The organism is Mycetocola spongiae (genome assembly GCF_020424085.1).
GTDB classification, from domain to species: Bacteria; Actinomycetota; Actinomycetes; order Actinomycetales; family Microbacteriaceae; genus Mycetocola; species Mycetocola spongiae.
On the sequence record NZ_CP080203.1, the window covers coordinates 2,687,459 to 2,713,088 of the forward strand.

Consider the following 25,630-nt stretch of genomic DNA (forward strand, 5'->3'; position numbering starts at 1 on the left):
CGCGCCCGCGCGAAAGTAACACCTCTCCAACGAATTCCCGATTTGGCCGGACCGTGCCGGAAGGCCGGGGCAGACTGGTTATATGGTTTTTTTGGATCGGCCCTCCCCGCACGCCCCCGGACCCCGCCCGCGCGGGCGCGCCTCGCGCCGCGTTGTGGCGCTGCTCGCGGGCTCCGCGCTGCTGCTGGGGCTGGGTGCCTGCGCCGCTACTCCCACTGAGGGCTCGCCCGCGAGTGCCTCCGCGGAGTCTCTGCCGCCGGTCCTTCCCGATACCGTGGTGGGGCAGCGCGCCGGTGCCGTCCTCCAGCTGCTCAACGCCGCCTCCCCGCCCACCGAGGCCGAACTCACCGCTTTGCTGGCCCCGGGAAGCCTCGCGCAGGTGACCCCCGCGGGTTTTATCGAGGTCTTTAAAAACCTGCAGGAGGCGCGGCCCTGGACCCTCACCTCCTTCGACTCGCTGGACGTCGCGGCCGAGGGTGTGATCTCCGGGTCCAAGGGGGCGGGGGAGCTCTCGATGCGGCTGATCCTGGACGAATCCGATCTGATCGAAACCCTGTGGTTTGGTGCGGTGGCCCCGCCGCGCACTCCCGCGACCAGCTGGGAGGAGGTGGGCAAGGAGGTGGTGGGCCTGCCCTCCAATACCTCGCTGCGCGTGGCCCGAGTGGACGGCGATATCCCCGAGGTGATCGTGGAGTCCGGCGAGAGCGCGCCGCGCCCGCTTGGGTCCATCTTTAAGCTCTATGTTTTGGGCGCGCTCGTGGATGCCATCGAGGCCGGCACAATCGGCTGGGACGATGAGCTCACCGTGACCGAGGGCACCCGCTCCCTGCCCTCGGGGCAGCTGCAAAACCTGCCCGATGGCGCCACCGTGACGGTGCGTGAGGCAGCGCAAAAGGCCATCGAAATCAGCGATAATACCGGCACCGACCTGCTGATCGCCGCCCTCGGGCGCGAGGCCGTGGAGGCGGTGCTGCCGCGGATGGGGCAGCGGGAGGAGCCCGGCCAGCCCGCCCGCAACGTTCCCTTCCTGACCACCCGCGACCTGTTCTGGCTGGGCTGGGCGGCCGAGCCCGGGGTGCGCGAGTCCTGGAAAACCGGCGATGAGAGCGCGCGCCGCGCGCTGCTCGCGGGGGTGCCCACGGGCGCCATCACGGTGGACCCGGCGGCACTCACGCGCCCGGTCTGGACCGAGGGGCTCGACTGGTTTGCCTCGCCCGCCGAGGTGGAGGCCGCGCAGCTTGCCCTGCACCGCCGTGCCCAGACCCCCGCGGGGGAGCCCCTGGCCGAGATTCTTGCGGCCAATCCGGGCCTGCCCGTTCCCTCGGACCGGCTGGATATCCTCTCGTTTAAGGGAGGCAGTGCCCCCGGGGTCCTCGCCGGAAGCTGGCTGGTGGCCGGCCCGGAGGGCGCACTCTATGCGATCACCCTCCAGGTGGCCGATCCCGGAGCCGCCCCGGTCCTCGATCCGATGATCTATTTTGGCCCGGTCCAGGACGCCCTCGCGCTGCTCGCTGCCGAGCCCTCCGCGCCCTAGGGCGCCGGGGCCCGGCCTGCCGCGCACGGAGGCATCGGCGCGGGCCCGGTCAGGCGCAGCACCAGAAGCACCAGCAGCCGATAGGAGATCGTCGCGAGCCCGGGGAGTGGCCAGAGCGCGGCGGGAGGCGGGACCGATGGGTGCCGCCAGGAGTGCACTGACGGGATGAACTCAACGCAGGCCAGGCCGATCGCGAGCGACCGCAGCCGGGGCGAGGGCGGGGCGAGGGGCCGGGACGGTGGGCCCGTGCGCGCGGCCGTGGTCGCGGCTATTCCCGGCGCGGCGAGTGCTGAGAGCAGCGGGCCCGCGAAGGGGCCCCGGGCCCCGAGCCATAAACCCGCGGCGGTTGCGGCGGCGGTGCCCGGGATGACATATACCGGGGAAGGCGCGGGGTCGCGCCCGGGGAGGGCTGCGTTCACTGAGACTCACCGTCCTTATGCGTTGCGGGGGAGAAACGAGGAGAGGCCGATCACGGCACCGCGCCGCGCGAATCGGCCGGGAATTCGCCCCATGGTTCCTCCGTGCGTGGAGGAGCCGGACGGCCCCGCCCCCGGGTTTTCACCCCGCGGGGTGCGCGCAGATGCTAGGCTGAATCCGTCGCGACTGGCGTATGTGGGTTCACCTCGGTGATCCGCTCAAGATGGTCACCATCGGGGAGCGACCGACACGGATTCGACCGCACGCCTGGGCCGATACGGATAACCCTTGCTGTCCGCCGATGTCATAAAAGGAGCCAGTTTTGACCGATGTATTTAACGCCCCCCTGTCCGAGGTAGACCCGGAAATTGCCGCGGTTTTGGATCAGGAGCTTGCCCGCCAGCGCGACTATCTGGAAATGATCGCGAGCGAGAACTTTGTTCCCGTCTCCGTGCTCCAGTCCGTGGGCTCCGTGCTCACCAATAAATACGCCGAGGGCTACCCCGGCCGCCGCTATTACGGCGGTTGCGAGGCCGTGGACGTGGCCGAGAACCTCGCCATTGCCCGCGTGAAGGAGCTCTTCGGAGCCAAATACGCCAACGTACAGCCGCACTCCGGCGCCACCGCCAATGCCGCGGTTCTTGCCGCGATCGCCAAGCCCGGCGACACCATCCTCGGCCTGGAGCTCGCCCACGGCGGCCACCTGACCCACGGAATGCACCTCAACTTCTCCGGCAAGCTTTATAACGCCGTGTCCTATGGTGTAGACCCCGAAACCTTCCTCGTAGACATGGACGTGGTACGCGCCCAGGCCCGCGAACATAAGCCGCAGGTCATCATCGCCGGCTGGTCGGCCTATACCCGTCAGCTTGATTTTGCGGCCTTCCGCGAGATCGCCGATGAGGTGGGTGCCACCCTGTGGGTGGACATGGCCCACTTCGCCGGGCTCGTCGCCGCCGGCGTGCACCCCTCGCCCGTGCCCCACGCCCACGTGGTCTCCTCCACCGTGCATAAGACCATCGGTGGTCCTCGCTCGGGCTTCATCCTCACCAATGAGGTGGAGTTGGCCAAGAAGATCAACTCCGCCGTATTCCCCGGCCAGCAGGGCGGCCCGCTTATGCACGTGATCGCCGGTAAGGCCACCGCGTTTAAGATCGCCGCGAGCCCCGAATTTGCCGACCGCCAGCGCCGCACGCTGTCCGGCGCCAAGATCGTCGCCGAGCGCCTGACCGCCGAGGACTCCAAGGCCGCGGGCCTCGACGTTCTCACCGGGGGCACCGATGTGCACCTCGTGCTGGTGGACCTGCGCAACTCCGAGCTGGACGGCAAGCAGGCCGAGGACGCGCTGCACGAGGTGGGCATCACCGTGAACCGCAACTCGGTTCCGTTTGACCCCCGCCCGCCGATGGTCACCTCGGGTCTGCGCATCGGAACCCCCGCGCTGGCAACCCGTGGCTTCGGCGATGCCGAGTTCACCGAGGTGGCCGATGTGATCGCCCTGGCCCTGCGCCCGGGTGCGGACCTCCCGGCGCTGCGCGCCCGCGTGGCCCGACTGACCGAGGCCTTCCCGCTGTACCCGGGCCTCGCCCAGTAATGACGGCTCAGCGACTGGATGGGGTGGCCGCGGCCACCGCCATCAAGGAGGAGCTGCGCACCCGCATCGACGCGCTGCGGGCCCGGGGAATCACCCCGGGCCTGGGCACGCTTCTGGTGGGGGATGACGCGGGTTCCCGCTCCTATGTGGCGGGCAAACACCGCGATTGTGCCGAGGTGGGAATCGAGTCGATCCGCGTGGACCTGCCCGCGACCGCCGATGCCGAGACCATTAGCGCGGCCATCCGCGAGCTGAACGAGAACCCGGCCGTGACCGGGTATATCGTGCAGCTTCCGCTTCCGCAGGGCATCAACGAGAATCAAATGCTGGAGCTCATCGACCCCGCCAAGGACGCCGATGGCCTGCATCCCACCAACCTCGGCAAGCTGGTGCTGGGCGTGGGCGGCGAGCTGGACTCGCCGCTGCCGTGCACACCCGCCGGAATCGTGGAGCTGCTCACCCGCAACGGCGTGAGCATCCCCGGAAAGCACGTGACCATCATCGGTCGCGGCATCACCGTGGGGCGCCCGCTCTCGCTGCTGCTGACCCGCAAGGGCATCGACGCGACCGTGACCCTGACCCACTCGCGCACCCCCGATCTGGCCGCGGAGGTTTCCCGCGCCGATATCGTGGTGGCCGCCGTGGGTGTCCCGCACCTCGTGCAGGCCTCCTGGGTGAAGCCCGGCGCGGCGGTACTCGACGTGGGCGTGACCCGCGTGGGAACCACCGAAAGCGGACGGGCCAAGCTCTCAGGAGACGTGGATCCGGCCGTGGCCGAGGTGGCAGGTTTCCTCTCGCCCAATCCGGGCGGGGTGGGTCCGATGACCCGGGCACTGCTGTTAAAAAATGTGGTTGAGGCCGCCGAGCGGCTCTAATACTCGGAATACGGGAGGGGATATCGCGGCGCGATATCCCCTTCTTTTTTTGCGCGCGCGGCTCCCGCGCCGGGGGCGTGGGCAGCGGGCGAATTGACCGCCCGCGGGGCGGCTGTTACGGTCGAGGCATGGAGATTGACGAGATAGACAGGGCCTAACCCTCCCGCAGGGTGGTGCAGGTGGTTGAGCAAAGGCTCCCACCCGCGTCGGCGGAGTCCCGGTATTCCGGCTCCCGTCCACCCCCGGTGTCTATCTCCCGCGTGGGATCGCCCTTCGGCGTGCCCGCGCGCGAGGGGCACGCCCGCCGCGGCGGGTTCCCTTCCGTCCCGCACGCGGGGCATCCCGGGCGCAGCCTGCGCATTTTTGGAAGGACACCATCGTGTCATCAGCACTACACTCCTCGATCACCCTGAATAATGTCGGTTTCCACTGGCCCGATGGCGAGCCCGCCCTGGCCGCGATCTCGGGCAGCTTTGGGCCCGGAAAAACCGGGCTGATCGGGGCCAATGGCTCCGGCAAATCCACGCTGCTGCGGCTCATCGCCGGGCGGCTACAGCCCGTGACCGGGGAGATTCGTACCGGCGGGGAGGTGGGTTATCTGGCGCAAAACCTGATCCTCGACGTGGGGGCCAGCGTGGCCGATCTGCTGGGAATAGCGCCGATCCTGGGCGCCGTGCGCGCGATCGAATCGGGAGATATCGCCGAGGAACACTTTGAGACGGTGGGCGATAACTGGGATATCGAGTCCCGCGCGATCGAGGCACTGCGCGCGATTGGGCTTGCGGATACGACGCTGGAGCGGCGCGTGGACGGCATCTCCGGCGGCGAGGCGATGCTGATCGCGCTGACCGGGCTGCGGGTGCGCCGCACCCCGATCACGCTGCTGGATGAGCCCACCAATAACCTGGACCGCCGCGTGCGCGAGCACCTCTATACGCTGATCGACTCCTGGCCGGGAACGCTCATCATCGTGAGCCACGACCGGGAACTGCTGGAAAAAATGGATAATACCGCCGAGATCTATGCCGGGGAACTCACTGTATTTGGCGGGCCCTATAGCGCCTGGCGGGAGGCCCTGGACGGAGAACAGGCAGCCGCGATCCAGGCCCGGCGCGCCGCCGAACAGACGATCCGGGCGGAGAAAAAACAGCGCGCCGAGGCGGAGATTAAACTCGCGCGGCGGGTGCGCACGGGCAAGAAAAAATTCGAGAACCGCACCGCCTCGAAGCTGGTGATGAACCAGAATAAGGCCTCGGCGCAGGTATCCGCGGGCAAGCTGAAGACCGGCAGCGGCGAAAGATTGGAGGCCGCGCGGGACGCGGCGCGCGCGGCCGAGGCCCGGGTGCGCGAGGAGGAGACCCTGCACCTGACGCTGCCCGATCCGGAGGTGGCCGCCGGCCGGCGCATCGCCGAATTGCGCGGCCCGGACCGCGAATTTGTGATTCGTGGGCCCGAGCGGGTGGCGCTGCGCGGGCCCAATGGCAGCGGTAAAAGCACGCTGCTCGGGGCGCTGATCTCCGGGCCGGGACCCGCCGGCCGGCTCCTGACCGAGCGGGTGGGCTATCTCAGCCAGCGCCTGGACGGCCTGGATGCCCACTCCAGCGCGCTGGATAACGTGGCCGAGGTGGCCCCGGGTTCGAGCCCCGGGGAGATCCGCAACCTGCTCGCCCGGCTGCTCCTGCGCGGGGATTCCGTGAACCGGCCCGTGGGCTCACTCTCGGGCGGGGAACGCTTCCGGGTGGCGCTCGCCCGGCTCCTCTTTGCCGATCCGCCGCCGCAGCTGCTGATCCTGGACGAGCCCACCAATAACCTCGATATCGGCAGCGTGGATCGCCTGGTCGAGGCGCTGGGGGAATACCACGGGGCGCTCCTGGTGGTCAGCCACGATGAGGAATTCCTGGGCCGGCTGGGAATCACCCTGCACCTGGAGATAACAACCGGGGGTGGGCTCGGCGAGACGGCGCGCTCCTAGAGGGCGGCGAAGAGATCCACGGACGTGCCGTCCGGATCGAGGAGCGTGGCATAGCGCTGACCCCAGAAGGCATCCCAGGGCGCAACATGCCCGCGATAGCCGGCCTCCACCAGCGTGGCATACGTGGTGTCCACCTCGAGGGGGCTCTCGCAGGAAAAGGCGAGGGCCGCCCGGTGGGAGCCGGTGGGGGCCACCCAGGAGGGGTCAAAGCCGCGGATGGTCTCCTCGGTATCCCAGGCGATCAGCACGCCGGGCGAGGGGGTGAGCTCCACATGGGGTTCGGTATCGGCGGAGGCCGGGATCTCAAAACCGAGCGTGCGATAGAACCCCAGGGTGGCGGCCATATCGCGGGTAACGAGGCCAATAAATCCAAAGCTAAGTGACATAAAAACAGGGTACTGGAAGGGGGTGACATCACCCACTACGCTCGGAGAAGAACCCGCAATCGAAGGAGAGCCCCATGCTCAGCGATACCGCCCAGACCCCCGGCCCCAATGGTGAAATCTTTGAGCTGATCCATCGCGATTCCGCGGGCGAGATTCGGGCGGAAATCACCGAGGTGGCGGCGGGATTGCGTGTGCTGAACGTGCGCGGCGTGGACGTGCTGGCCCCGTATCCGGCGGATCTGCCGCGGCCGATGGCCAGCGGCATTGTGCTTGCCCCCTGGCCCAACCGGGTGGCCGGCGGGCTGTGGCAGCACGGGGGTGAGCCGCAGCAGCTGGATATCACCGAGCCCGCGCAGTCCAATGCGATCCACGGGCTGCTGCGCTTCAGCCCGTATCGGGTGCTGGCGCGCGAGGAGGCGGCCATCACGCTCGCCGCCACGGTCTATCCGCAGCACGGCTACCCGTTCCACCTGGATACCGAGGTGGAGTATCGGCTCTCCGGCGCGGGCCTCACGGTCACGCACCGGTTGCGTAATCTTTCGGCCGAGGAGGCCCCGGCGGGCTTCGGGGCACACCCGTATTTCACGATCGCGGGGGTGCCGGCGGAAAAGCTCACGCTCACGCTCGCCTGCGATACGGTGCTCACCGTGGACGGAAACCAGATCCCCACCGGTGCCGTGCCGGTCTCGGGAGATTTTGACCTGCGCGCGGGACGCCCGCTCTCCGAGGTAGTGCTGGATCACGGATTTACCGGCGGCGCGGTGGTGGACGGGCGCGTGACGCATGTGCTGGCCGATGACCGCGGACGCGAGGTGCGGGTATGGGGGGATGAGGCGCTGGGCTATTGGCAGGTCTTTAACCCCACGAGCTATCCCGGACCCCATGCCGTGGTGGCCCTGGAACCGATGAGCGCCCCGGCCAATGCGTTTAACTCCGGGGAGGGGCTGTATCGGATTGCGCCGGGCGAGACCTGGGGTGCCAGCTGGGGTGTCACTACGCACGGAATCTAAGCCGCGGGGCCGGGTCTGAGGGGAATAAATATTCTAATTACCTCACTCTTTACTCGAGGGTTGCCCGGGGGTCTTTTATCGCTAAATAGGGGTTTTATTCGGCGGGCTTTTTGCGATTAAGGCCCATAAATACGCGTAATTGCGGTCGTTTCTGCGCGTGGTGGCGGCGCGGGGCGGACACGCCGCGGCAATTGACTTAATCGAATATCTATTCGAATATTAGGGCATGTCTCTTGCGTTTGCCTCCGTACCCGATCCGGCCCCCGCCGGGTCGGCCCCGGGCGCCGCGGTGCCGGAACAATCCGATACCGTGGCGCGGCTACGCGAGCGCATCTCCTCGATGCAGCGCTCGGAACTAGAGTCCCAGCCGCTACCGACGTCCGAGCCCGTGGCACGGCTCCTTCCCGGGCGGGCGCTGCGGGCGGGCGCCGTCTACTCGGTGCAAGACTCGGTCTCCCTCGCGATGGCCCTCATGGCCGGGCCCAGCGCGGCCGGGGCCTGGTGCGGGGTGGTGGGGCTGCCCGAGTTTGGGCTCGAGGCGGCCGCGCAGATCGGCATCAACCTCGAACGCCTGGTGCTGGTTCCTCGCCCGGGGCGGGAATGGCTGGAGGTCACGGCGGCGCTCGCCGATGTGGTCACCGTGGTGCTCGCGAGCCCTCCCTCCCGGCTGCCCGCGGGCGAGGTGGCCCGGCTGAGCTCGCGGTTGCGGCAGCGCGGTGCCACCCTCATCACGCTGGGCGACTGGCCGCAGAGCGAGGCCACGCTCCGGGCGCGCGGCAGCCGCTGGGAGCAGATCGGCGCGGGGCACGGCTATCTGGGGTCCCGCGAGGTGGGGATCGATATCACCGACCGCGCGGGGAGAGCGCGGCGCGGTGCGCTGCGCTTTCCCGAGGCCGGCGGGGTTGCCCTGCCGCAGGGCCCCGGGGTATTTCCCGTGGAGGGTGAGGCCCGGAGCGGGCGCGCCGCCGCGGGTGCGGAGGGGACGCCCGCCGCGGCCCCGGCCCGGGGTATCGGGTCGGGGCCCAGCCCGCACCGGGGGGCAACCCCCGGTGCGCCGGGCCGGCCGCGCGCGGCGCTCGCGCGTGGGTTTTTATTTTCCCCCGAGCCCTCCCCGGCCGGGCGTGGGCTTGGCGGCGGGGCCCCGGTATCCGTGCCGATATCGCTGGCCGTGCCCGAAACCGCGCGTGGCCCGCGCCGTCTCCCGCGAGACGTCTCGGGGGTGCCCCGATGAGCGCGGCCCGGGTGATGGCCCTGTGGATCCCCGATTGGTCGGTGCATGCCGCCGCGCGCGAGCAACGGTTGCCCGCGGAGGCCCCGGTGGCGCTGTCCCTGCGCGGAGAGATATTTGCGGCCAACGCGCCGGCCCGCCGGGAAGGTATCCGGCGGGGGTTGCGGCTGCGCGAGGCCCAGGAGCGCTGCGCCACACTCGTGGTGATTCCCTATGATGAGGCGGCCGATCATCGCCTCTTTGATCCGCTGATTGCCCTGCTGGAACAGATCGTGCCGGGCATTCAACTGCTGCGGCCCGGCCTCTGCCTGCTGCCCGCGCGCGGCCCCGCCCGCTATTACGGGGGAGAGTCCGAGGCCGCGGAGCGGCTGCTTGCGGCGCTGGAGGATCCGCTTGCCACGGGCGCCGTGGTGGGCATCGCCGATGGTATTTTTGCCGCCCAGCGGGTGGCCTTTACGCCGGGTCCGGGCCGCGTGCGCAGCGCCGCCCCGGATACCTCGCCCGCGTTTTTGGCGCCGCTGCCGGTGGATGTTTTGGGGCTGCCCGAGCTCGCGGTGCTGCTGCATAAGCTCGGTTTGCATACCCTGGGGGCCTTTGCCGGGCTTGATCGCGCGGCGGTGCGCGAGCGGTTTGGGGCCGAGGGCGTGCAGGCCCACCTGATCGCCGCGGGGGAGGATCCGCGCCGGGTGCGCCCGCGGATCCCCGCGGCCGAGCTCGCGGTTATGGTGGAGTTTGAGCCGGCGCTGGATCGCGCCGATCAGATCGCGTTTGGCTTCCGTTCGGCCGCCGAACGGTTTATCCACGGGCTTGCCGAGGTGCAGCTGGTGGCCACGGCCATCCGGGTGGAGGTCACGGGGGAGCGCGGGGGTTTTTCGGCGCGCAGCTGGCTGCATCCGCGCTGGCTTAACGCGGGCGATGTGCTTGACCGCGTGCGCTGGCAATTGCAGGGTGCGGGCGGCGCGGGCAGCGGCCTGGCCGAGGCCGTGGCGCGGCTGCGGGTGGAGCCGGAGACCCTGGAATCCGCGGGCACCCACGAGCCCGGCCTCTGGGGCGGGGGCCCCGATACCCGCATCCATAACGGCCTCACCAGGCTACAGGGGATGGTGGGCCACGATGGTGTGCTCACGGCGGCGATCACGGGCGGCCGTTCCCCGCGCGAACGCACCACGCTGGTGCCCTGGGGTGATCGCGCACCCGCGGCCGCGGGGGAGTCGGCGCCGTGGCCCGGGCGGCTGCCGGGCTCCGCCCCGGGGCTCGTTTTTGATCCGCCGCGTCCAGCGCGCGTATGCGATGCCGCGGGGGAGGCGGTCACGGTAGACGAGCGGGGGGCTGTCTCGGCGGCCCCGCGCATATTATTCCTGGGGGCGACGCCCGCCGCCGAGACGGGGGCCGGGGCCGTGGCCGGCGGGATTGCGGCGAGTGCGGGCGAAGGGCGGGGGACGGCGGTGAGCGGGGGTGCGGCGCGTGGCGGCGCGGTGGCGGGGCAGGTCTCGGGGCAGTCCCGCGGCCTGCCGCGCGGGCCGGAATCGCGCGTGGTTGCCCTGTTTCCCGCCGATCCACCCGCGGGGCGGCTCCCTCCCGCCCGAACGGATCCGGCCCCGGCCGCGGGTTCTTCCGGGGCGCCGCGCGCGGTCCCGGGGGAGCGCGCGTTTGCGCTCGGCGATTGGGCGGGGCCCTGGCCCGTGCGGGAACGCTGGTGGGCGGGTTCCGCGGCCTCGGGGCGGGCCGACCGCTTCCAGCTTGTGGACGAGAGCGGACACGGATGGCTGGCCGTTCACGGTGAACACTCCTGGTGGGTTGAGGCCCGCTATGACTAGCCGCGCCACCCCCGCTTCCCGGTTCCGCGGTTTTATCGCCGCCGGTTCCGCGACCCCGAATCCCACGGCCTCGGCCCGTCCCGTCCCCGGGAGTAGCGCCCCCGGTTTGTGGCCCACTACGCGAGTGCACCCCGGCTCTTTCACCGCGATACCGAGGGGAATACCCGCCGTTCCCGGGGTCCCCGGCCACCTCGACACCCTCGGCCGCCCGGGCACCGCATCTGCAGGCCCCGACCTCACCCCGTCCCATCCCGAGAGGAGTGCCCCCGATGGGCTTTTCTAATCCCCCGATCCCCTGGTCGGAATTTGAGCGTCGCCTGCGCGGGCGCGCATCCGGCGCCGCCGCGCCCGACACCCCGGAGCCGGAGGCCCCCCGCGCGCCCGAACCCGCCCCCGAGCCCACCGACCCGGCCGAGAGCATCGGCTATGCCGAGCTGCATGCGCACTCCAATTTCAGCTTCCTCGACGGCGCCTCCGAGCCCTCCGCCCTGATCGCCGAGGCCGCCCGCCTGGGGCTGCACGGCTTTGCGCTCACCGATCACGACGGCTTTTACGGCGCGGTGCGTGCCGCCGAGGCCGCCGAACGCCATCCCACCCTGCGCACCATGTTTGGGGTGGAATTATCGCTGGGCCTCGACGCCCCACAAAACGGCGCACTTGATCCCGCGGGGTCCCATCTCCTCCTCCTCGCCCGCGGAACCGAGGGCTATCATCGCCTCGCCTCCACCGTGACCCGCGCCCAGCTGGCCGAGGGTGCAGAGAAGGGCGCACCCCGCTATCGGCTGGAGGAGACCGCCGCCGCCGTGCGCGATCATGCGATGGTCCTCACCGGATGCCGAAAGGGCGCGGTTCCCCAGGCCCTCGCCACGGGCGGGCCGGAGGCAGCGCGCCGGGAACTCGACCGCCTCGTCTCCCTCTTTGGGCGCGACGGTGTGCTGATAGAACTCAGCGACCACTCCCATCCCGGCGATACCGCCCGCAATGATGCCCTCGCGGCCCTCGCCCGCGAGTTCGTGCTGCCCGTGGTGGCCACCACCGCGGCGCATTATGCCAGGCCCGAACAGCACCGCCTCGCGGAGGCGCTCTCCGCCGTGCGCGCCCGGCGCAGCCTCACCGATTTTGAGGGCTGGCTGCCCGGCTCGGGCACCGCCTTTTTGCGTTCCGGCGCGGAGATGGCCCGGCTCTTCCAGCGCTATCCGGGAGCTGTCTCGCATACCGTGGAGGTGGCCGATGACCTCTCCTTCCGGCTGCGCGCGGTGCGCCCGGGCCTGCCCAAACAGGAGGTCCCCGCGGGGCATACCCCGATGAGCTGGCTGCGGCACCTCACCTGGCAGGGCGCGGCCCGGTTTTATCCGGATATGCCCGAGAGCTCGCGCGAACGCATCGAGCGGGAGCTCGCTGTCATCGAGGAAAAGGATTTCCCCGGCTATTTCCTGATCGTGCACGATATTGTGCAGTTTGCGCGCGGGCGCGGCATTCTCTGCCAGGGCCGCGGCTCGGCCGCGAACTCCGCCGTGTGCTATCTGCTGGAGATCACCGCGGTGGACTCGATCGACTATGGGCTGCCCTTTGAGCGCTTCCTCTCCAGCCTGCGCGAGGAGGAACCCGATATCGATGTGGACTTCGACTCCGACCGCCGCGAGGAGGTCATCCAATACGTCTACGAAAAATACGGCCGCTATAACGCCGCCCAGGTGGCCAATGTGATCACCTATCGCCCCAAATTTGCCATCCGCGATATGGCCAAGGCCCTCGGATATAGCCCGGGCCAGCAGGATGCCTGGTCCAAGCGGGTCGAGCGCTCGCACAGCCTCGCCGCCGATACCGAGATCCCCGAGGACCTGCGCGATCTCACCGGGCAGCTGCTGGGTTTCCCCCGCCACCTCGGGATTCACTCCGGCGGCATGGTCCTCACCGATCGCCCCGTGGGGGAGGTCTGCCCCATCGAGCACGCGCGCATGCCCGGCCGCACCGTCCTGCAATGGGATAAGGACGATTGCGCCTGGATGGGCCTGGTGAAATTTGATCTGCTGGGGCTGGGCATGCTCGCCGCCATCCAGTACTGCTTTGATCTCGTCGCGGAACACTGCGGGGAGACCTGGGACCTGCACAGCCTGCCCAAGGAGGAGGCCGGTGTATATGATCAGCTCTGCCGCGCCGATAGCATCGGTGTTTTTCAGGTGGAGAGCCGCGCCCAGATGGGCATGCTTCCCCGCCTACTCCCGCGCACCTTCTACGATCTTGTGATCGAGGTGGCGCTGGTGCGCCCCGGCCCCATTCAGGGCGGCGCCGTCCACCCCTATATCAAGCGCCGCACGGGGGTGGAGCCGGTCAGCTATCTGCATCCAAGCCTGGAACCGGTACTCGAACGCACCCTCGGCATCCCCCTGTTTCAGGAGCAGCTGATGCAGATGGCCATGGTGGTGGGGGGCTGCGATGGCGAGGATGCCGACCTCCTCCGCCGCGCGATGGGCTCCAAGCGCGGCCTGGAAAAAATCGATTCGCTGCGGGAAAAACTCTATGCCGGTATGGCCCAAAACGGCATCCGCGGCGAGCAGGCCGATCAAATCTACGGCCGCATCCAGGCCTTCGCCAATTTTGGTTTTGCCGAGAGCCACTCCATCAGCTTTGCCCTGATCGTGTATGCCAGCGCCTGGCTGCGCCTGCACTATCCGGGGGCCTTCCTCGCCGCCCTGCTGCGGGCCCAGCCCATGGGGTTTTATAGCGCACAATCGCTTGTGGCCGATGCCCGCAGGCACGGCGTGGAGACCCTGCGCCCCGATCTGCACCTCTCCGGGGTCGAGGCGGGCCTGGAACCCCTCGCCGGGGAGGCCGGCGCCGCGGGCGGCACGGGGATGCCCGAGTGCCTGGTTTCCCCGGCCGAGAAGCCCGGCCCGTTTGATCCCGAGGCGCCCGTGCGAGACGCCGAGCATCGCCGCGATGGTCGCCATCGGGTGCGTCTCGGCCTGGCCGGAATCACCGGGATCGGCCGCCCCCTCGCCGCTAAGATCGTGGCCGAGCGCGAGCGCGGCGGGCACTATCTGGACCTCGCCGATCTCTCGCGTCGGGTGGGGCTGAACGCTGCCCAGCTGGAGGCCCTCGCCACCGCGGGGGCCTGCGATTGCCTGTCCGTGGATCGCCGCCAGGCGCTCTGGCAGGCGGGGCCGGCCGCGCGCGAGCGCCCCGATCACCTCCCCGGCACGGCGGTCAGCATTCAGCCCCCGCTGTTTTCCCTGCTCAGCCCCGAGGAGGCGCTGGTCTCCGATCTCTGGGCCACCGGAATCTCCCCGGGGGACCACCCGCTGCGGCCCCTGCGCGAGGGCCTGCGCGCCCGCGGCATCCTCAGCGCCGCGCAGTTGCGCGAGGCCGAGCCCGGCCGCCGGGTCTGGATCGCGGGCGTGGTGACCCATCGCCAGCGCCCCGCCACCGCCTCGGGCATCACGTTTATCAACCTCGAGGACGAGAGTGGTCTTGTGAACGTTATCTGCGGGGTGGGGCTCTGGCAGCGTCATCGCGCGGTGGTCCGCGAGTCCCCCGCGCTCCTGGTGCGGGGCATTCTGGAGCGCAGCCCCGAGGGCATCATCAACCTCCTGGCCGATAATTTTGAGACCCTCGCGATTGCCCCCGGAACCCGCTCCCGCGATTTTCAGTAGCACGAGAAAAGGGCCCGAATCGAGATTCTCGGCAACTCCTCGGTATGCTGTAGGTATGGCTTTCGTACTTGCAGTGGTCCTGTTCCTGGGTGGCATCTACCTCTTTGGTCTCGCGTTTAACCTGGAGGAGTTCCAGGCACTCGTCTTTTTCGCCGGAATCATCGCCGTTTCCGTCGGCGTCGCGATCCCCACAAACATGATGCGAGGCCGTTAACCCCGGACCCGCATGTTTGCAAAAAACGTAGAAGTTTCGGCCTCCGGGCCGCGCGCCACCACCCTGATTGCGGCGGCGTGCTCGGCGGTTGGCATTCTGGGCATCATCGCCGGCCTGGTCCTGGTGGGCTTTGCGGTATATCACCTGAGCCCCACGCAGACGTTTATCGGGCTGGGCGTGCTGATCGCCTCGCTGATCATCCACGCGATCGGCGTATTTGTGCGCTTCCGCACGGGAACCGGCCGCCGCGTTCGCCGCGGCTAGCCCCTGGCCCGCACCCCGTGTTAACCCCGTCCCCCGGACGGGGTTTTTCATTTTCCCCCGGGGCATTGCTTCCCAGTTCGCTTTCAGGAAGAGTCAATAACGTTAAGTATCAATTCGCTCAAGGAGGAAATATGGGATTCATCGACGACGCAAAAGAAACCATTGAAGCCGGAGCAGAGAAGGTCTCCCGCGCCGCGCATGACGCCGTAGATAAGGCCAAGGATAAAATCGACGAGGTCAAGGCCGACGCCGATGTTAAGAAGGCCGAGGCCGAGCGCGATTCCGTGAAGGCGCGCAATGACGCCAAGGATAAGCTGCGCGACTAGGCGGTAACTTTCCGCGGCGATCCGGGTGATCGCGGCGGATACGCATCGGGTTCGGCGCGGAATGGCATGGCCATTCCGCGCCGAATTTTATTGGGGCTAGGGGCGCTTCTCGGCGCGCGAGCGGCGGTGGATCACGAGCAGCGCGAGCGCCCGCCAGCCGATCAAAAAGACCGCGAGCACCACGGCGGTGACGATGATAAACCCGATCGGGGCATTCCCCCCGGCCAAGACCCGCAGGGGAAGACCCACCACCACGGTGGAGAGCCAGATCAGCGGTCCCGTCCAGCGCAGCGCGATCGGATTGCGCCACGCAAGGGTGACCACCCAACCGAGTGCGGCCGCGGCCAGGAAGGGCCACGCGGTATTCAGCACGGCCAGGAAATCGCCGTTCTCCTCGTGGCTGCGCCGCCCGATCATGACAAAAATGATGATCAGGAGCGCGTCGAGGGCCGCCGCCGAAACGACGGCGCGGACGGGGGAAAAGCGTGCACGAGCCATACCCCCATTCTAGGCGTTATGGCTCCGTTGGCCGCGTTCGGGGGCGGTGCCCGGAACGCGGCCGGTCGGATCGGTGCGGCCTATCGGATCGGCGCAGCCCGGTCGGCTCAGCGCAGCCCGGTGAGCCGCGAGCGGTGATATCCCAGGGCGAGCAGGCCGGCCAGGAGCAGCACAAGCGCGGCGGTTCCGGGCAGCGCCGAGCCGGGGGATCCGGTAGTGGCCAGGCCGGCACCACCCGCGGTGGTTCCCGGGGGGATCGGGCTGGCGGAGTATTCGCTTTCAGCGGTGATCGCGGGGGTCGGCGCGGAGTCTCCGTGTCCATCCGCGGAACCGGTGGGGGTTGTCCCCGGGGGTGTTGCGGTGCCCGTGGCCGTGCCGGTATCGGTGGGGAGTGCGGGCCCGGTGGGGGTGGCGCTATCGCCCGTGGGGGTGGCCGTGGGTTCCTCCTGTCCGGGGGCGAGTAGGAAGAGGTCATGCCAGAGATAGGCGGTATTGGCGCCGATCGTGCCCCGGGTATTTTTCCAGATCACCTTATTCTCGATCGGCGTCCAGGAGAGCGTGTGGAGCAGCGAGATCGGCGGTGAGCCGTCCGTGGTATCCAGCACCAGCGCATAGCGGGTGCCCGCGGCGAGTGTGGGATGGCCCGGGAAGTCCACCCGCACGGTACCCACGGTGGTGGGGGTGGGGAAGGAGTCCTGATCCGTTTCCGGATAGCTCAGCGTGCCCCGGCCCCCGGCCAGCGGCGCGGCATCGGGCTCGGCCGCGTCCTCGGGCCAGGCGTGGATGGCCGCCGAGGCCACCGTATTATGCGCGGTTTCAAAAAACCAGACGTGCATCCGGGCGGCGTCGCCATCGCGGAGGGGGCGGAACGGCTGCGCCACGTATACGGCATCGGCCTGCCGGAACGAGGTGGGGGAGGAGGCGCTGCGGTGGCTCTGATCCGGGTCCGGTCGCGGTGCCGCTCCGGCGGAGAGCGGCGCGGCCAGGAGGACCAGGGCGGCGGTGAGCGCAAGCAGGGGAAGCGGCGCTCGGCGGCGCGGCGGGAGGATCGTCATGGCTAAACATTACAAGGCATATGTTTTTGCGGCTAGGACCCATCGGGGTGGCATCCGGCACCGCGCCGAGTTTTCGAATTTATTAAGAATCCCCGAAGTTAAGGCGTGGAACGCGACAAAACCCCGGGGCGCGGGGGTGCGAAGTTGTTATGGTTGCGGTCAGTCATCACCACCGGCTTAGTGCCCGGTCGAGCGTCGCCCCCGGTCCCGAGAGATCCTCGGAACCGTGCACGTCGATACTCCCGGCATCCCAGATTTCGCCCCGAGGAAGGTGTTGTTTATGTCCGCAGTAGTTCCCACCCCCGTCACCACGCGCCCCAGCAGCGAGGAAATTTTTGAGGCCCATGTGGGCGGCAAGCTCGCAATGCATACGATCCATCCGCTGGCCAGCCAGCGCGACCTATCGATCGCCTATACCCCCGGCGTGGCCGAGGTAAGCTCCGCGATCCACGCCGATCCCACGCTCGCCGAATCCCATACCTGGGCCGGCCGCCTCGTGGCCGTGATCTCCGATGGCACCGCCGTGCTGGGCCTGGGCGATATCGGGCCCGCGGCCTCGCTGCCCGTGATGGAGGGTAAGGCCGCGCTCTTTCGCACGTTTGCGGGGCTGAACGCGATCCCCCTGGTGCTGGATACCACCGATACCGAGGAGATCATCGAGACCGTAATTCGGTTGCGGCCCAGCTTTGGGGCGGTCAACCTCGAGGATATTTCCGCCCCGCGCTGCTTCGAGATCGAGCGCCGCCTGATCGAGGCGCTGGATATCCCGGTGATGCACGATGACCAGCACGGCACAGCCGTGGTGGTCTATGCCGCGCTGATCGGCGCTGCCCGCGTGATCAACCGCGAGGTGGCCGATCTGCGCGTGGTGATCTCGGGGGCCGGTGCCGCGGGTATCGCGTGTGCCGAGATGCTCCTGAACGCGGGTGTGCGCAATGTGGTGCTGGTGGACTCGCGCGGAATCATCCACTCCGGGCGCGGGGATCTCACCGAGATCAAGACCGAGTATGCGGCGCGGACCAATCCCGAAGACCGGCGGGGTGCGCTGCCCGAGGCGCTGGCCGGGGCAAATGTGTTTATCGGTGTCTCCTCCGTGGTGGTGCCCGAGGGTGACCTCGCGGGAATGGCGGAGGACGCGATTGTTTTTGCGCTGTCCAATCCCACCCCCGAGGTCTCGCCCGAGCTCGCCGCGAAATATGCGCGCGTGGTGGCCACGGGCCGCAGCGATTTCCCGAATCAGATTAATAACGTGCTGGCGTTTCCCGGAATCTTCCGCGGGGCGCTGGACTCGGGTGCCACCCGGATCACGCCGGAGATGAAGATCGCCGCGGCCGAGGCCATTGCCGCCCTGGCCGCCGATAATCTCGCGGCCGATTATATTGTGCCGGGCGCGATGGATCCGCGCGTGGCCGATGCGGTGGCCGCGGCGGTGGCCGCCGCGGTGCGTGCGGGGGACCCCGGGGAGGTCGCGCCGCGATAGCCGGTTTCCTCCCGTCGGGCCCGCGCCGCGGCCCCGGCGGGAGGGTTGTGCGCCCCGCGGTGTGGATCCCGCGGGGCCCGTTTTTTGCCGGGGCGCGAGGCGATGCCGGGCAGACCCGCGCGAGTGCTGCCCGGATGGGGTCCCCGGGCGCGGACCCCGCGGATCCGTGGGTCCGGGCCGGATCGCGCCGCCGCGACAACGGGCCCGGGGGAGCCCTCTGTACCCTCCCCGGGACCCGCCGGTCCGGTGCGCCGCGGCAACGATCAAGGCAGTAATCGTTGCCGCGGCCAGTAGATGCCCCAGATTTTTCCCCAGCGACGGGGGAGGGCCGTGCGCGGCCGTTGCTGTCGACCGTTGCGCACAACCCCATCCTGACAGCCCCGTATTTCCGGCGCGTAACGCCCCGATGACGGTTGGCTACGGGGCGCGCGGCGGGGAGGGCCGGAAAACGTTATTGACAGCCGGGGGGAACCTGTCTACAGTGACATCACTTCCCTACGGCCCAATTTGGAAACGTTTCCAAATGGCTCCTGGAAACGTATCCACACGGCATCACCATTCACACTCTCAATGAGGAGATCCATGAAGGCCAAACCCACACTGCACCAGGTCGCGGAGACCGCGGGGGTGTCCCTCGCCTCCGCCTCGCGCGCCCTCACCGGCAACTCCGCGAGTCCCGAAATGGTGCGTCGTGTCCGCGGAGCCGCCAAAAAACTCGGCTATCTGCCCGATGCCACCGCCCGCTCCCTGCGCTTCGGCGGGACCCGTCAGGTGATCTTTGCCGTGGACGATATTGGCAACCCCAATTATGTGGAGATGCTGCGCGCGATTGAACGCAGTTTCGGCGATACCGGGCTGCGCCTGAGCATCTCCGCCACGGGCCGCCGCCCCGAACAGACCGTGGATCTGGTCCGCAGCATGAACATGGGTCTGGGTGATGGGCTCATCATCTCGCCCATCCGGGTCACCCCGGAACTGCGCCGCGCGCTCCTGGATGCCGTGGTGCCCGTGGTGGTCATCGGCTCGCTCCACCGCGAGATCGATATCGATAGCGTCCGCGTGGACTCCGCGCTCGCCGTGGGCATGGCCGTGGAGCACCTGCACGCGCTGGGCCGCTCGCGCATCGCCCTGATCAACGGGCCGATGGATACCAACCCCGGCGCCGCGCGCCGTCGCGGTTTCCTCGCGGCGATGGAGCGGCTCGGCCGCGGCATCAACCCGGAACACCTGCGCGCCGCGGAGGACTTCACCGTGGCCGCCGGAATGGCTGCGGCGGAACGGCTCCTGGACGCCGATCCCGGCATCGACGCGATCGTGGCCGCGAATGACCTGATCGGGGTCGGGGCCATCAGCGCCGCGACCCGCCGCGGGCTGCGCATCCCCGAGGACCTTGCGATCACCGGCATCGACGATACCGAGATCGGTTCGGTCTATAACCCCACCCTGACCAGCGTGTCCCTGCGCGCGGGGGAGCGCGGGGAACTGGCCGCCCGGCTGCTCCTGGAGCGCTTCGAGGACCCCTCGCGCGATCACCACACCCTGACCGTGCAGCCGGAACTGAAGATCCGCCAGTCCACCGTCCGCACCCCGTCCCCGTCCACCCACCCGTCCGAAAGCGATCCCACCTCATGACCGCACTTCGCCCCCAGCGGGCGCATAACCCTCCCCCCAAGCCCCGCGCCGGGGGCCTCGCCCGGGCCCGCCGCAATGAGGCCGCCGCCCTGGTGATCCCCGCGCTGATCCCCGTCGTGCTGCTCAGCGTCATCCCGCTGCTGATCGGCATCGGCATGGCCTTCACCGATTCCACCCTCGCCCGCAATCACGAGACCTCGTTTGTGGGCCTGCAAAACTTCATCAACCTGGGCAGCGACTCGCTCTTCTGGCAGTCCTTTGGCATCGGCATTATCTGGTCCGTCTCGGTCACGGTCTTGCAATTTTTGGGTGGCCTCTCGCTCGCGCTGCTGCTGAATAGCGACCTGAAATTTAAGGGCCTCACCCGCCTGCTTGCGCTCATGCCCTGGGCCATGCCGCCCGTGGTGGTCGCGATCATGTGGCAGATGATCTACTCGCCCACCAACGGCCCGCTGAACTGGCTGATCGGCACCCTCGGCGGCCCCGAACGCATTAACTGGCTCGGCGATTTTTCGCTCGCCCTGCCCGCCGTGATCCTGGTTGGGGTCTGGGTGGGAATGCCGCAGAATACGATCACGCTGCTCGCGGGCCTGCAACAGGTTCCCGCGGAACTCTCCGAGGCCGCCGCGGTGGACGGTGCGGGCGCCTGGTCGCGCTTTAAGCACGTGACGTTCCCGGCGATTAAGCCGGTGATCATCTCGATCACCTCACTCAGCTTCATCTGGAACTTTAATTCCTTCGGCATCGTCTATGTGATGACCGAGGGAGGCCCGGGTGGGCGCACCATGCTCCCGATGCTCTTTACCTATCTGGAGGCGTTTAAATCGCGCCATACCGGATCCGCCGCGGCGATGGGTGATGTCATCGTGCTCTTCCTCATCGTGATTCTTGTGGCCTATCTCTGGCGTCAGCTGCGCGGCGAAAGGATCCCCAAGTGAACCGCACACTCGTGAAAACCCTGCAGTATCTTGCGCTATTTGGTTTCCTGATTTTCCTCGGATTCCCGCTGATCTGGCTGCTGTCCACGGCGTTTAAATCCTCCGCCGAGATCAACTCGCTCGCGGTAAACCTCTTCCCCGTTTCCCCCACCCTGGAGAATTTCACGGCTGCGCTGAACCGGCAGGGCCTGCTGCGTTCGGCCATGAATAGCCTCATCGTGGCGCTGGTCACCACGCTGATCGTGACGCTCCTGTCCGTGCCCGGCGCGTATGTCATGGCGCGTTTCCAGGGCAAGCTGCGCACGATCGGCACCGGCTATGTGCTCATCAGCCAGATCTTCCCCGTGATCTTGGTGATCATCCCGCTGTTTTTTATTCTCCGCTCCGTGGGACTCGTGGACTCCCTGCTCGGACTGATCGTGGTGCACGTGGTGTATACCCTCCCGTTCTCGCTCTGGATGTTGCAGGGCTATGTGGCCTCCATCCCGTTTGATATCGAGGAGGCGGGATCCATCGACGGCGCGAATAAGTTCAATGTGCTGCGACAGCTGGTCTTCCCCCTGCTCGCCCCGGGCCTGGTAGCCACCGCGATGTTCACGTTTGTGTCCTCCTATAACGAGTTTTTCTTCGCGCTGGTGCTCCTGCAATCACCCGAGAACTACACGCTCTCGGTGGCGCTCAGCACGTTTGTGGGAGGCGAGGGCAAGGTCGCGATTGGCCCCCTCGCGGCGGGAGCACTGCTCTCCAGCATCCCCAGCGTGATCTTCTTTGCCCTCCTGCAAAAACGCCTCGCCGGCGGGCTGCTCACCGGAGCGGTCAAGGGCTAACCCCAGATTTCCCGTATTACCCCCATAACCAGAGAAAGGTTGACGTAATGAAGCTTCACCGCACCGTAGCGGTCGCCACCATGGCGGTTGTATCCCTCTCGCTCGCCGCGTGCTCCGCGGGCGGAACCCCCGCGCAGTCCGAGGGCCCCGTGGAGATTAAATTCCAGTCGTTCTCGGATCAGCCCGCGGCCATCGCGGCGACCGAGGAGATCGTGGCCGCGTGGAATAAGGACCACGCTGACTCCCAGATCAAGCTGATCCAGGCCCCCTCGGATAGCCTCGACGATAAGCTCACCACGCAGTTCGCGGGCGAGGTTGCCCCCGATATCATCCACTACGAGATCCAGGGCATCGCGCCGTTTGCGCGCGATGGCTATATCGCCGATCTCTCCTCGTTGCTCTCGCAGAAGACCCTCGACGATATCGAGCCGGGTGTGCTGGACTCCGTGACCCTGGACGGCAAGATCGTGGGAGCGCCCACCGAGCTACAGACCTATGTGGTTTTTGCCAATAAGGGCCTGCTGGAATCGGCCGGCGTGAGCATCCCCACCGGGGATTCGATGTCCTGGGATACCTTCGCCGAGATCGCCAAGGCCTCCACCACCCCCGAGGTTCACGGCGCTGCCTGGGGCCTGAAGAGCCCCACCGCGGCGTTCCTCAGCCTCGGCCTGGGCTTTGACGGCACGTTTTTTGGAACCGGTAAGGACGTCAGCCTGACCGTGGGCGAGAAGGAGATGGAGGTACCCAACCGGGTGCGCGCCATGATCGACGCCGGATCGCTGGACCCGATCGGTGTGACCCAGTCCAGCTCCGATGTGCTTGCCACGTTCTACGGGGGCAAGGCCGCCATGACCGTGCAGGGTTCCTATCAGATCGCCAATGTCGCGGCCGATGCGCCCGCCGATATGGACTGGATTGTGCTGCCCCCGCTGGAGGGAAGCGCCGGTATCGCCCAGGCGGCCACCCCGCAGACCCTGTCGATCAACATCGACTCCGCGGTGCAGAAGCAGGCCGCCGAGTTCATCGACTACTTCATGCAGACCGACAACCTCGTGAAGATGAATACCGCCGATGGGCTCATCCCCACCACCACCTCGGCCCGTGCGGCCATCGCCGAGCAGAACGCCGGCGTGAACGGATGGGACGCGATCCTCGCCTCCGCGGCCGGGCTGAAGGGCCCCACGTTCCTCGGTGCCGACGGCTATGTGCGCTGGAAGGACACCGTGGCCACCCCCGGATTCCAGAAGTTCCTCGGCAAGGAGATCGACGGAGCCCGGCTCGCGACCGATCTTGAGGCCGGCTGGGCCCAGGTAAATAAGTAGATTTTTCCCTCCCCGCCGCGCGGCCGGCTCCCGGTCGCGCGGCGGAGACTCACCATCAAACACAGAAGGACTTTGCGATGAATTGGGTACGAGAGCGTACGGCGGCCGTGCTGGCGGGATCCGCCATCGGCGATGCCCTGGGCGGCGCCACCGAGGGGTTCAGCCCCGAACAGCTTCGCCAGCGCTATGGCGGACGGGTCGAGGGCATCGTGCCCCCGTATTACGAAAACTGGAAGACCCAGCGGCCGGTGAGTCCGTACCATAAGGGTGACGGGCACATCACTGACGACACACTGATGACCCAGGCGCTGATTCAGGTTTATGCGCAGCGCCGCGACCACCTGGACGCCTTTGCAATGGCCTCCGATCTGGTGCCGCTGCTGCAGACCGAGTGGCGGTGGATCCCCGAGCTGGAACGCGAGTCGATCCTGTTGCAGCGCGTCTTCCTCGCCGAAAAATGGCTCGTGACCCGCCTCCAATACGGGCATGTGGACCCCCGCGAGGCGGGAGTGGGTAACGTGATTAACTGTGGCGCCGCGATGTATATGGCCCCCGTGGGAATCGTGAACGCCGGTAACCCCCGCCGCGCCTATGACGAGGCGATTGATATGGCCGGCGCCCACCAGGCCAGCTATGGCCGCGAGGCCGCGGGAATCTTCGCCGCCGCCGTGGCCGAGGCCATGACGCCGGGCGCAACCGTGGACTCCGTAATCGCGGTGAGCATCAATTATGCCCACGATGGCACGCGCGCCGCGATCGAGGCCGTGGCCGCCGCCGCCCGGGCCCTGCCCGCGGGCGCAAGCCACGAGGACATCATCGCGGTGCTGCGCGATGCGATCCGCCCCTTTGATACCGTGGGCGAAAAATATCGCGAACCCAATATGGACGCCCGGATCCCCTCGCGCACCAAGGCCATCGAGGAGCTCCCGGTGGCGCTGGGCATGCTTATCGCCTATGCGGGGGACTTCCGCGGCAGCATCCTCGGTGCCGTGAATTATGGCCGCGATTCGGATTCCATCGCGAGCATGGTGGGCTCGATCGCCGGGGCCCTGGGCGGTGCCGAGGCCGTGGCCACCGATTGGCTTGACGCGATCGCCGAGGCGAGCCGCATGGACTTTGGCCACTATGCGGAAAAGCTCGCGGATGTGGCCGAGGAGATTGCCGCGCTCGACCTGGACCGGGCCCGCGCCCAGATCGCGAGCCTTGAGGCCGTGGCGGCCGCCCGATGAGGGTCACCTGGACCCAACCGGAGGACCTGGTTGCGCATGAACTCGCGCAGGCCCGCGCGGAGGGCGCGGATATAAGCGGATTCACCGCCGAGTGGATCGCGGCCGGAGGAGACCCCGTGCCGCCGCGCGGAGGGGCCTCCCCCGCGCGGGCCCCGGAGGCGCGCCTGCGCGTGGCCCGGGACCTGCTTGAGCGGCTCGACCGGGTCTCCGCCGCCGCGCAGGAGCCCGATACCTGGGAGCAGATGCTGCGGCTGCTGCCGCCCGAACCCGCCGCACTGCCCGCGGCCGGGGCGGATCTGGACGACCGCATCCTTGCCGCCTGGCGCGGACGCGCGGCGGCCTGCCTGCTGGGCAAGCCCGTGGAGAAGATTCCGCGCGAGGGAATCCGGGCGCTGCTGGAATCCGCGGGTCGCTGGCCGCTCACGCAGTATTTCAGCGCCGCGGGCGTGCCCGCCGCGGTGAGTGAACGCTGGCCGTGGAATAAGGTCTCCGGCGCGACGTCCCTCGTGGAGAATATCGACGGCATGCCCGAGGATGACGACCTGAACTATCCGCTGCTGAACCTCGCGCTGCTGGAGCGCCACGGGCGGGGCTTTAGCACCGAGGACGTGGCGCGGGCCTGGCTGAATGATCTGCCCGCGGGCCGCGTTTTTACCGCCGAGCGCATCGCCTATCGCAACCTGCTGGACGGGGTGGAGCCGGGCCACGCGGGCCGGGTGCGCAACCCGTTCCGGGAGTGGATCGGCGCGCTGATCCGCACCGATGTTTATGGATGGGCCGCGCCGGGCCACCCGCGCGAGGCCGCCCGCATGGCCTGGACCGATGCCCGCCTGAGCCATACCCGCAACGGAGTGTATGGCGCAATGTGGGCGGCCGCCCTGACCTCCGCCTCGCTGGTGTGCTCCGGCGTGGACGAGGTCCTGGCCGCGGGGATCGGCGTGATTCCCGAGGGGAGCGACCTGGCCCGGGCCGTGATCCGCGGGGCCGAAATCGGCCGCTCGGGACGCGGGCTGGACGCCGAACTAGATATGCTGCATGCCGAGTTTGGCAGCCTGCACTGGGTCCACACCGTAAATAATGCCGCGTCGATCGCCTATGCGCTCGCCGCGAGCGAGGGCGAGTTTTCCCGTGCCGCGCCCGCGGCCGTGATGCTCGGCTGGGATACCGATTCCGCGGGGGCCACCGTGGGCTCGATCGCGGGGGCACTGGGGGGAACCGCCGCGCTGGAATCGCGCTGGGTGGACCCGCTGGATAACCGCATCGCCACCAGCCTGCCCGGAATGCATAACGCGAGCATCGGCTCGCTGGCCGCGCGCACGAGCGCCCTGGCCCATAACTTCCTCACAGAAAGCAAGTGAC

The 25,630-nt window shown here is 68.3% G+C and carries 22 protein-coding genes and 1 riboswitch; of the genes, 18 read left to right on the plus strand and 4 right to left on the minus strand.

Features of this window, described 5'->3' with window-relative positions:
- Window positions 1-82 precede the first annotated feature (82 nt).
- The gene (locus KXZ72_RS12340) at window positions 83-1,534 is read left to right on the plus strand and encodes a serine hydrolase (protein WP_226081230.1); all 1,452 of its coding nucleotides are present in this window, start codon (window positions 83-85) and stop codon (window positions 1,532-1,534) included.
- On the opposite strand, the gene KXZ72_RS12345 is transcribed toward KXZ72_RS12340, so the two are convergent.
- Window positions 1,531-1,953 (minus strand): hypothetical protein, encoded by a 423-nt coding sequence (locus KXZ72_RS12345; RefSeq protein WP_226081231.1) that lies wholly within the window; start codon window positions 1,951-1,953, stop codon window positions 1,531-1,533. The genes KXZ72_RS12340 and KXZ72_RS12345 overlap by 4 nt on opposite strands.
- A 170-nt stretch (window positions 1,954-2,123) precedes the next feature.
- A riboswitch (ZMP/ZTP riboswitch) is annotated at window positions 2,124-2,231 on the plus strand.
- A 42-nt stretch (window positions 2,232-2,273) separates the two neighbouring features.
- Between KXZ72_RS12345 and glyA the strand changes: the two genes are divergently transcribed.
- The 3 genes from glyA to KXZ72_RS12360 all read left to right on the plus strand — a co-directional run bounded on the left by glyA (window position 2,274) and on the right by KXZ72_RS12360 (window position 6,392).
- Complete coding sequence (gene glyA / locus KXZ72_RS12350; protein ID WP_226081232.1) at window positions 2,274-3,545, plus strand: serine hydroxymethyltransferase; 1,272 nt, start codon at window positions 2,274-2,276, stop codon at window positions 3,543-3,545.
- Complete coding sequence (locus KXZ72_RS12355) at window positions 3,545-4,420, plus strand: bifunctional methylenetetrahydrofolate dehydrogenase/methenyltetrahydrofolate cyclohydrolase (protein ID WP_226081233.1); 876 nt, start codon at window positions 3,545-3,547, stop codon at window positions 4,418-4,420. The genes glyA and KXZ72_RS12355 overlap by 1 nt, the downstream gene beginning before the upstream one ends.
- Window positions 4,421-4,799: 379 nt before the next feature.
- Window positions 4,800-6,392 (plus strand): ABC-F family ATP-binding cassette domain-containing protein, encoded by a 1,593-nt coding sequence (locus KXZ72_RS12360; RefSeq protein ID WP_226081234.1) that lies wholly within the window; start codon window positions 4,800-4,802, stop codon window positions 6,390-6,392.
- Here the strand turns inward: KXZ72_RS12360 and KXZ72_RS12365 are convergent.
- Complete coding sequence (locus KXZ72_RS12365; protein WP_226081235.1) at window positions 6,389-6,778, minus strand: VOC family protein; 390 nt, start codon at window positions 6,776-6,778, stop codon at window positions 6,389-6,391. The two genes, KXZ72_RS12360 and KXZ72_RS12365, sit on opposite strands and share 4 nt — an antisense overlap.
- Window positions 6,779-6,852: 74 nt before the next feature.
- Between KXZ72_RS12365 and KXZ72_RS12370 the strand changes: the two genes are divergently transcribed.
- The 7 genes from KXZ72_RS12370 (at window position 6,853) to KXZ72_RS12400 (ending at window position 15,290) form a co-directional block, all read left to right on the plus strand.
- Window positions 6,853-7,788, plus strand: coding sequence for an aldose 1-epimerase family protein (locus KXZ72_RS12370; RefSeq protein ID WP_226081236.1), 936 nt, complete (start codon window positions 6,853-6,855; stop codon window positions 7,786-7,788).
- 226 nt (window positions 7,789-8,014) lie between these two features.
- Entirely contained in the window at window positions 8,015-9,019 is a 1,005-nt protein-coding gene (locus KXZ72_RS12375) for a hypothetical protein (RefSeq protein WP_226081237.1), read from the plus strand.
- Window positions 9,016-10,833 carry a DNA polymerase Y family protein gene (locus KXZ72_RS12380; RefSeq protein ID WP_226081238.1) on the plus strand — a complete coding sequence of 606 codons (1,818 nt, stop codon included), beginning with the start codon at window positions 9,016-9,018 and terminating at the stop codon, window positions 10,831-10,833. Before KXZ72_RS12375 ends, KXZ72_RS12380 begins: the two co-directional genes overlap by 4 nt.
- A 269-nt stretch (window positions 10,834-11,102) precedes the next feature.
- On the plus strand, window positions 11,103-14,486 hold the full coding sequence (locus tag KXZ72_RS12385) for an error-prone DNA polymerase (RefSeq protein ID WP_226081239.1): 3,384 nt from the start codon (window positions 11,103-11,105) through the stop codon (window positions 14,484-14,486).
- 55 nt (window positions 14,487-14,541) lie between these two features.
- Complete coding sequence (locus tag KXZ72_RS12390; protein ID WP_226081240.1) at window positions 14,542-14,700, plus strand: hypothetical protein; 159 nt, start codon at window positions 14,542-14,544, stop codon at window positions 14,698-14,700.
- Between the two features lie 12 nt (window positions 14,701-14,712).
- Window positions 14,713-14,964 (plus strand): hypothetical protein, encoded by a 252-nt coding sequence (locus KXZ72_RS12395; protein WP_226081241.1) that lies wholly within the window; start codon window positions 14,713-14,715, stop codon window positions 14,962-14,964.
- 131 nt (window positions 14,965-15,095) lie between these two features.
- Window positions 15,096-15,290, plus strand: coding sequence for a hypothetical protein (locus KXZ72_RS12400; RefSeq protein ID WP_226081242.1), 195 nt, complete (start codon window positions 15,096-15,098; stop codon window positions 15,288-15,290).
- 96 nt (window positions 15,291-15,386) lie between these two features.
- Here KXZ72_RS12400 and KXZ72_RS12405 read toward each other — a convergent pair whose 3' ends face one another.
- Together KXZ72_RS12405 and KXZ72_RS12410 are read right to left on the minus strand one after the other, a co-directional pair.
- Window positions 15,387-15,788, minus strand: coding sequence for a DUF3054 domain-containing protein (locus KXZ72_RS12405; RefSeq protein WP_226081243.1), 402 nt, complete (start codon window positions 15,786-15,788; stop codon window positions 15,387-15,389).
- Window positions 15,789-15,895: 107 nt separating this feature from the next.
- A complete protein-coding gene (locus tag KXZ72_RS12410; protein ID WP_226081244.1) occupies window positions 15,896-16,843 on the minus strand; it encodes a hypothetical protein in 948 nt (315 codons plus the stop codon).
- 280 nt (window positions 16,844-17,123) lie between these two features.
- On the opposite strand from KXZ72_RS12410, the gene KXZ72_RS12415 reads away from it, so the two are divergent.
- The 7 genes from KXZ72_RS12415 (at window position 17,124) to KXZ72_RS12445 (ending at window position 25,629) form a co-directional block, all read left to right on the plus strand.
- Window positions 17,124-18,323, plus strand: coding sequence for an NAD(P)-dependent malic enzyme (locus KXZ72_RS12415; RefSeq protein ID WP_226081245.1), 1,200 nt, complete (start codon window positions 17,124-17,126; stop codon window positions 18,321-18,323).
- 582 nt (window positions 18,324-18,905) lie between these two features.
- Entirely contained in the window at window positions 18,906-19,955 is a 1,050-nt protein-coding gene (locus tag KXZ72_RS12420; RefSeq protein ID WP_226081246.1) for a LacI family DNA-binding transcriptional regulator, read from the plus strand.
- Window positions 19,952-20,893, plus strand: a complete 942-nt coding sequence (locus tag KXZ72_RS12425; protein WP_226081247.1) for a carbohydrate ABC transporter permease — start codon at window positions 19,952-19,954, stop codon at window positions 20,891-20,893. Before KXZ72_RS12420 ends, KXZ72_RS12425 begins: the two co-directional genes overlap by 4 nt.
- Window positions 20,890-21,720, plus strand: coding sequence for a carbohydrate ABC transporter permease (locus KXZ72_RS12430; protein WP_226081248.1), 831 nt, complete (start codon window positions 20,890-20,892; stop codon window positions 21,718-21,720). Before KXZ72_RS12425 ends, KXZ72_RS12430 begins: the two co-directional genes overlap by 4 nt.
- 47 nt (window positions 21,721-21,767) lie before the next feature.
- A complete protein-coding gene (locus tag KXZ72_RS12435; protein WP_226081249.1) occupies window positions 21,768-23,042 on the plus strand; it encodes an ABC transporter substrate-binding protein in 1,275 nt (424 codons plus the stop codon).
- Between the two features lie 77 nt (window positions 23,043-23,119).
- Window positions 23,120-24,271, plus strand: a complete 1,152-nt coding sequence (locus KXZ72_RS12440; RefSeq protein WP_226081250.1) for an ADP-ribosylglycohydrolase family protein — start codon at window positions 23,120-23,122, stop codon at window positions 24,269-24,271.
- On the plus strand, window positions 24,268-25,629 hold the full coding sequence (locus tag KXZ72_RS12445) for an ADP-ribosylglycohydrolase family protein (RefSeq protein WP_226081251.1): 1,362 nt from the start codon (window positions 24,268-24,270) through the stop codon (window positions 25,627-25,629). Before KXZ72_RS12440 ends, KXZ72_RS12445 begins: the two co-directional genes overlap by 4 nt.
- Window position 25,630: the final 1 nt, after the last annotated feature.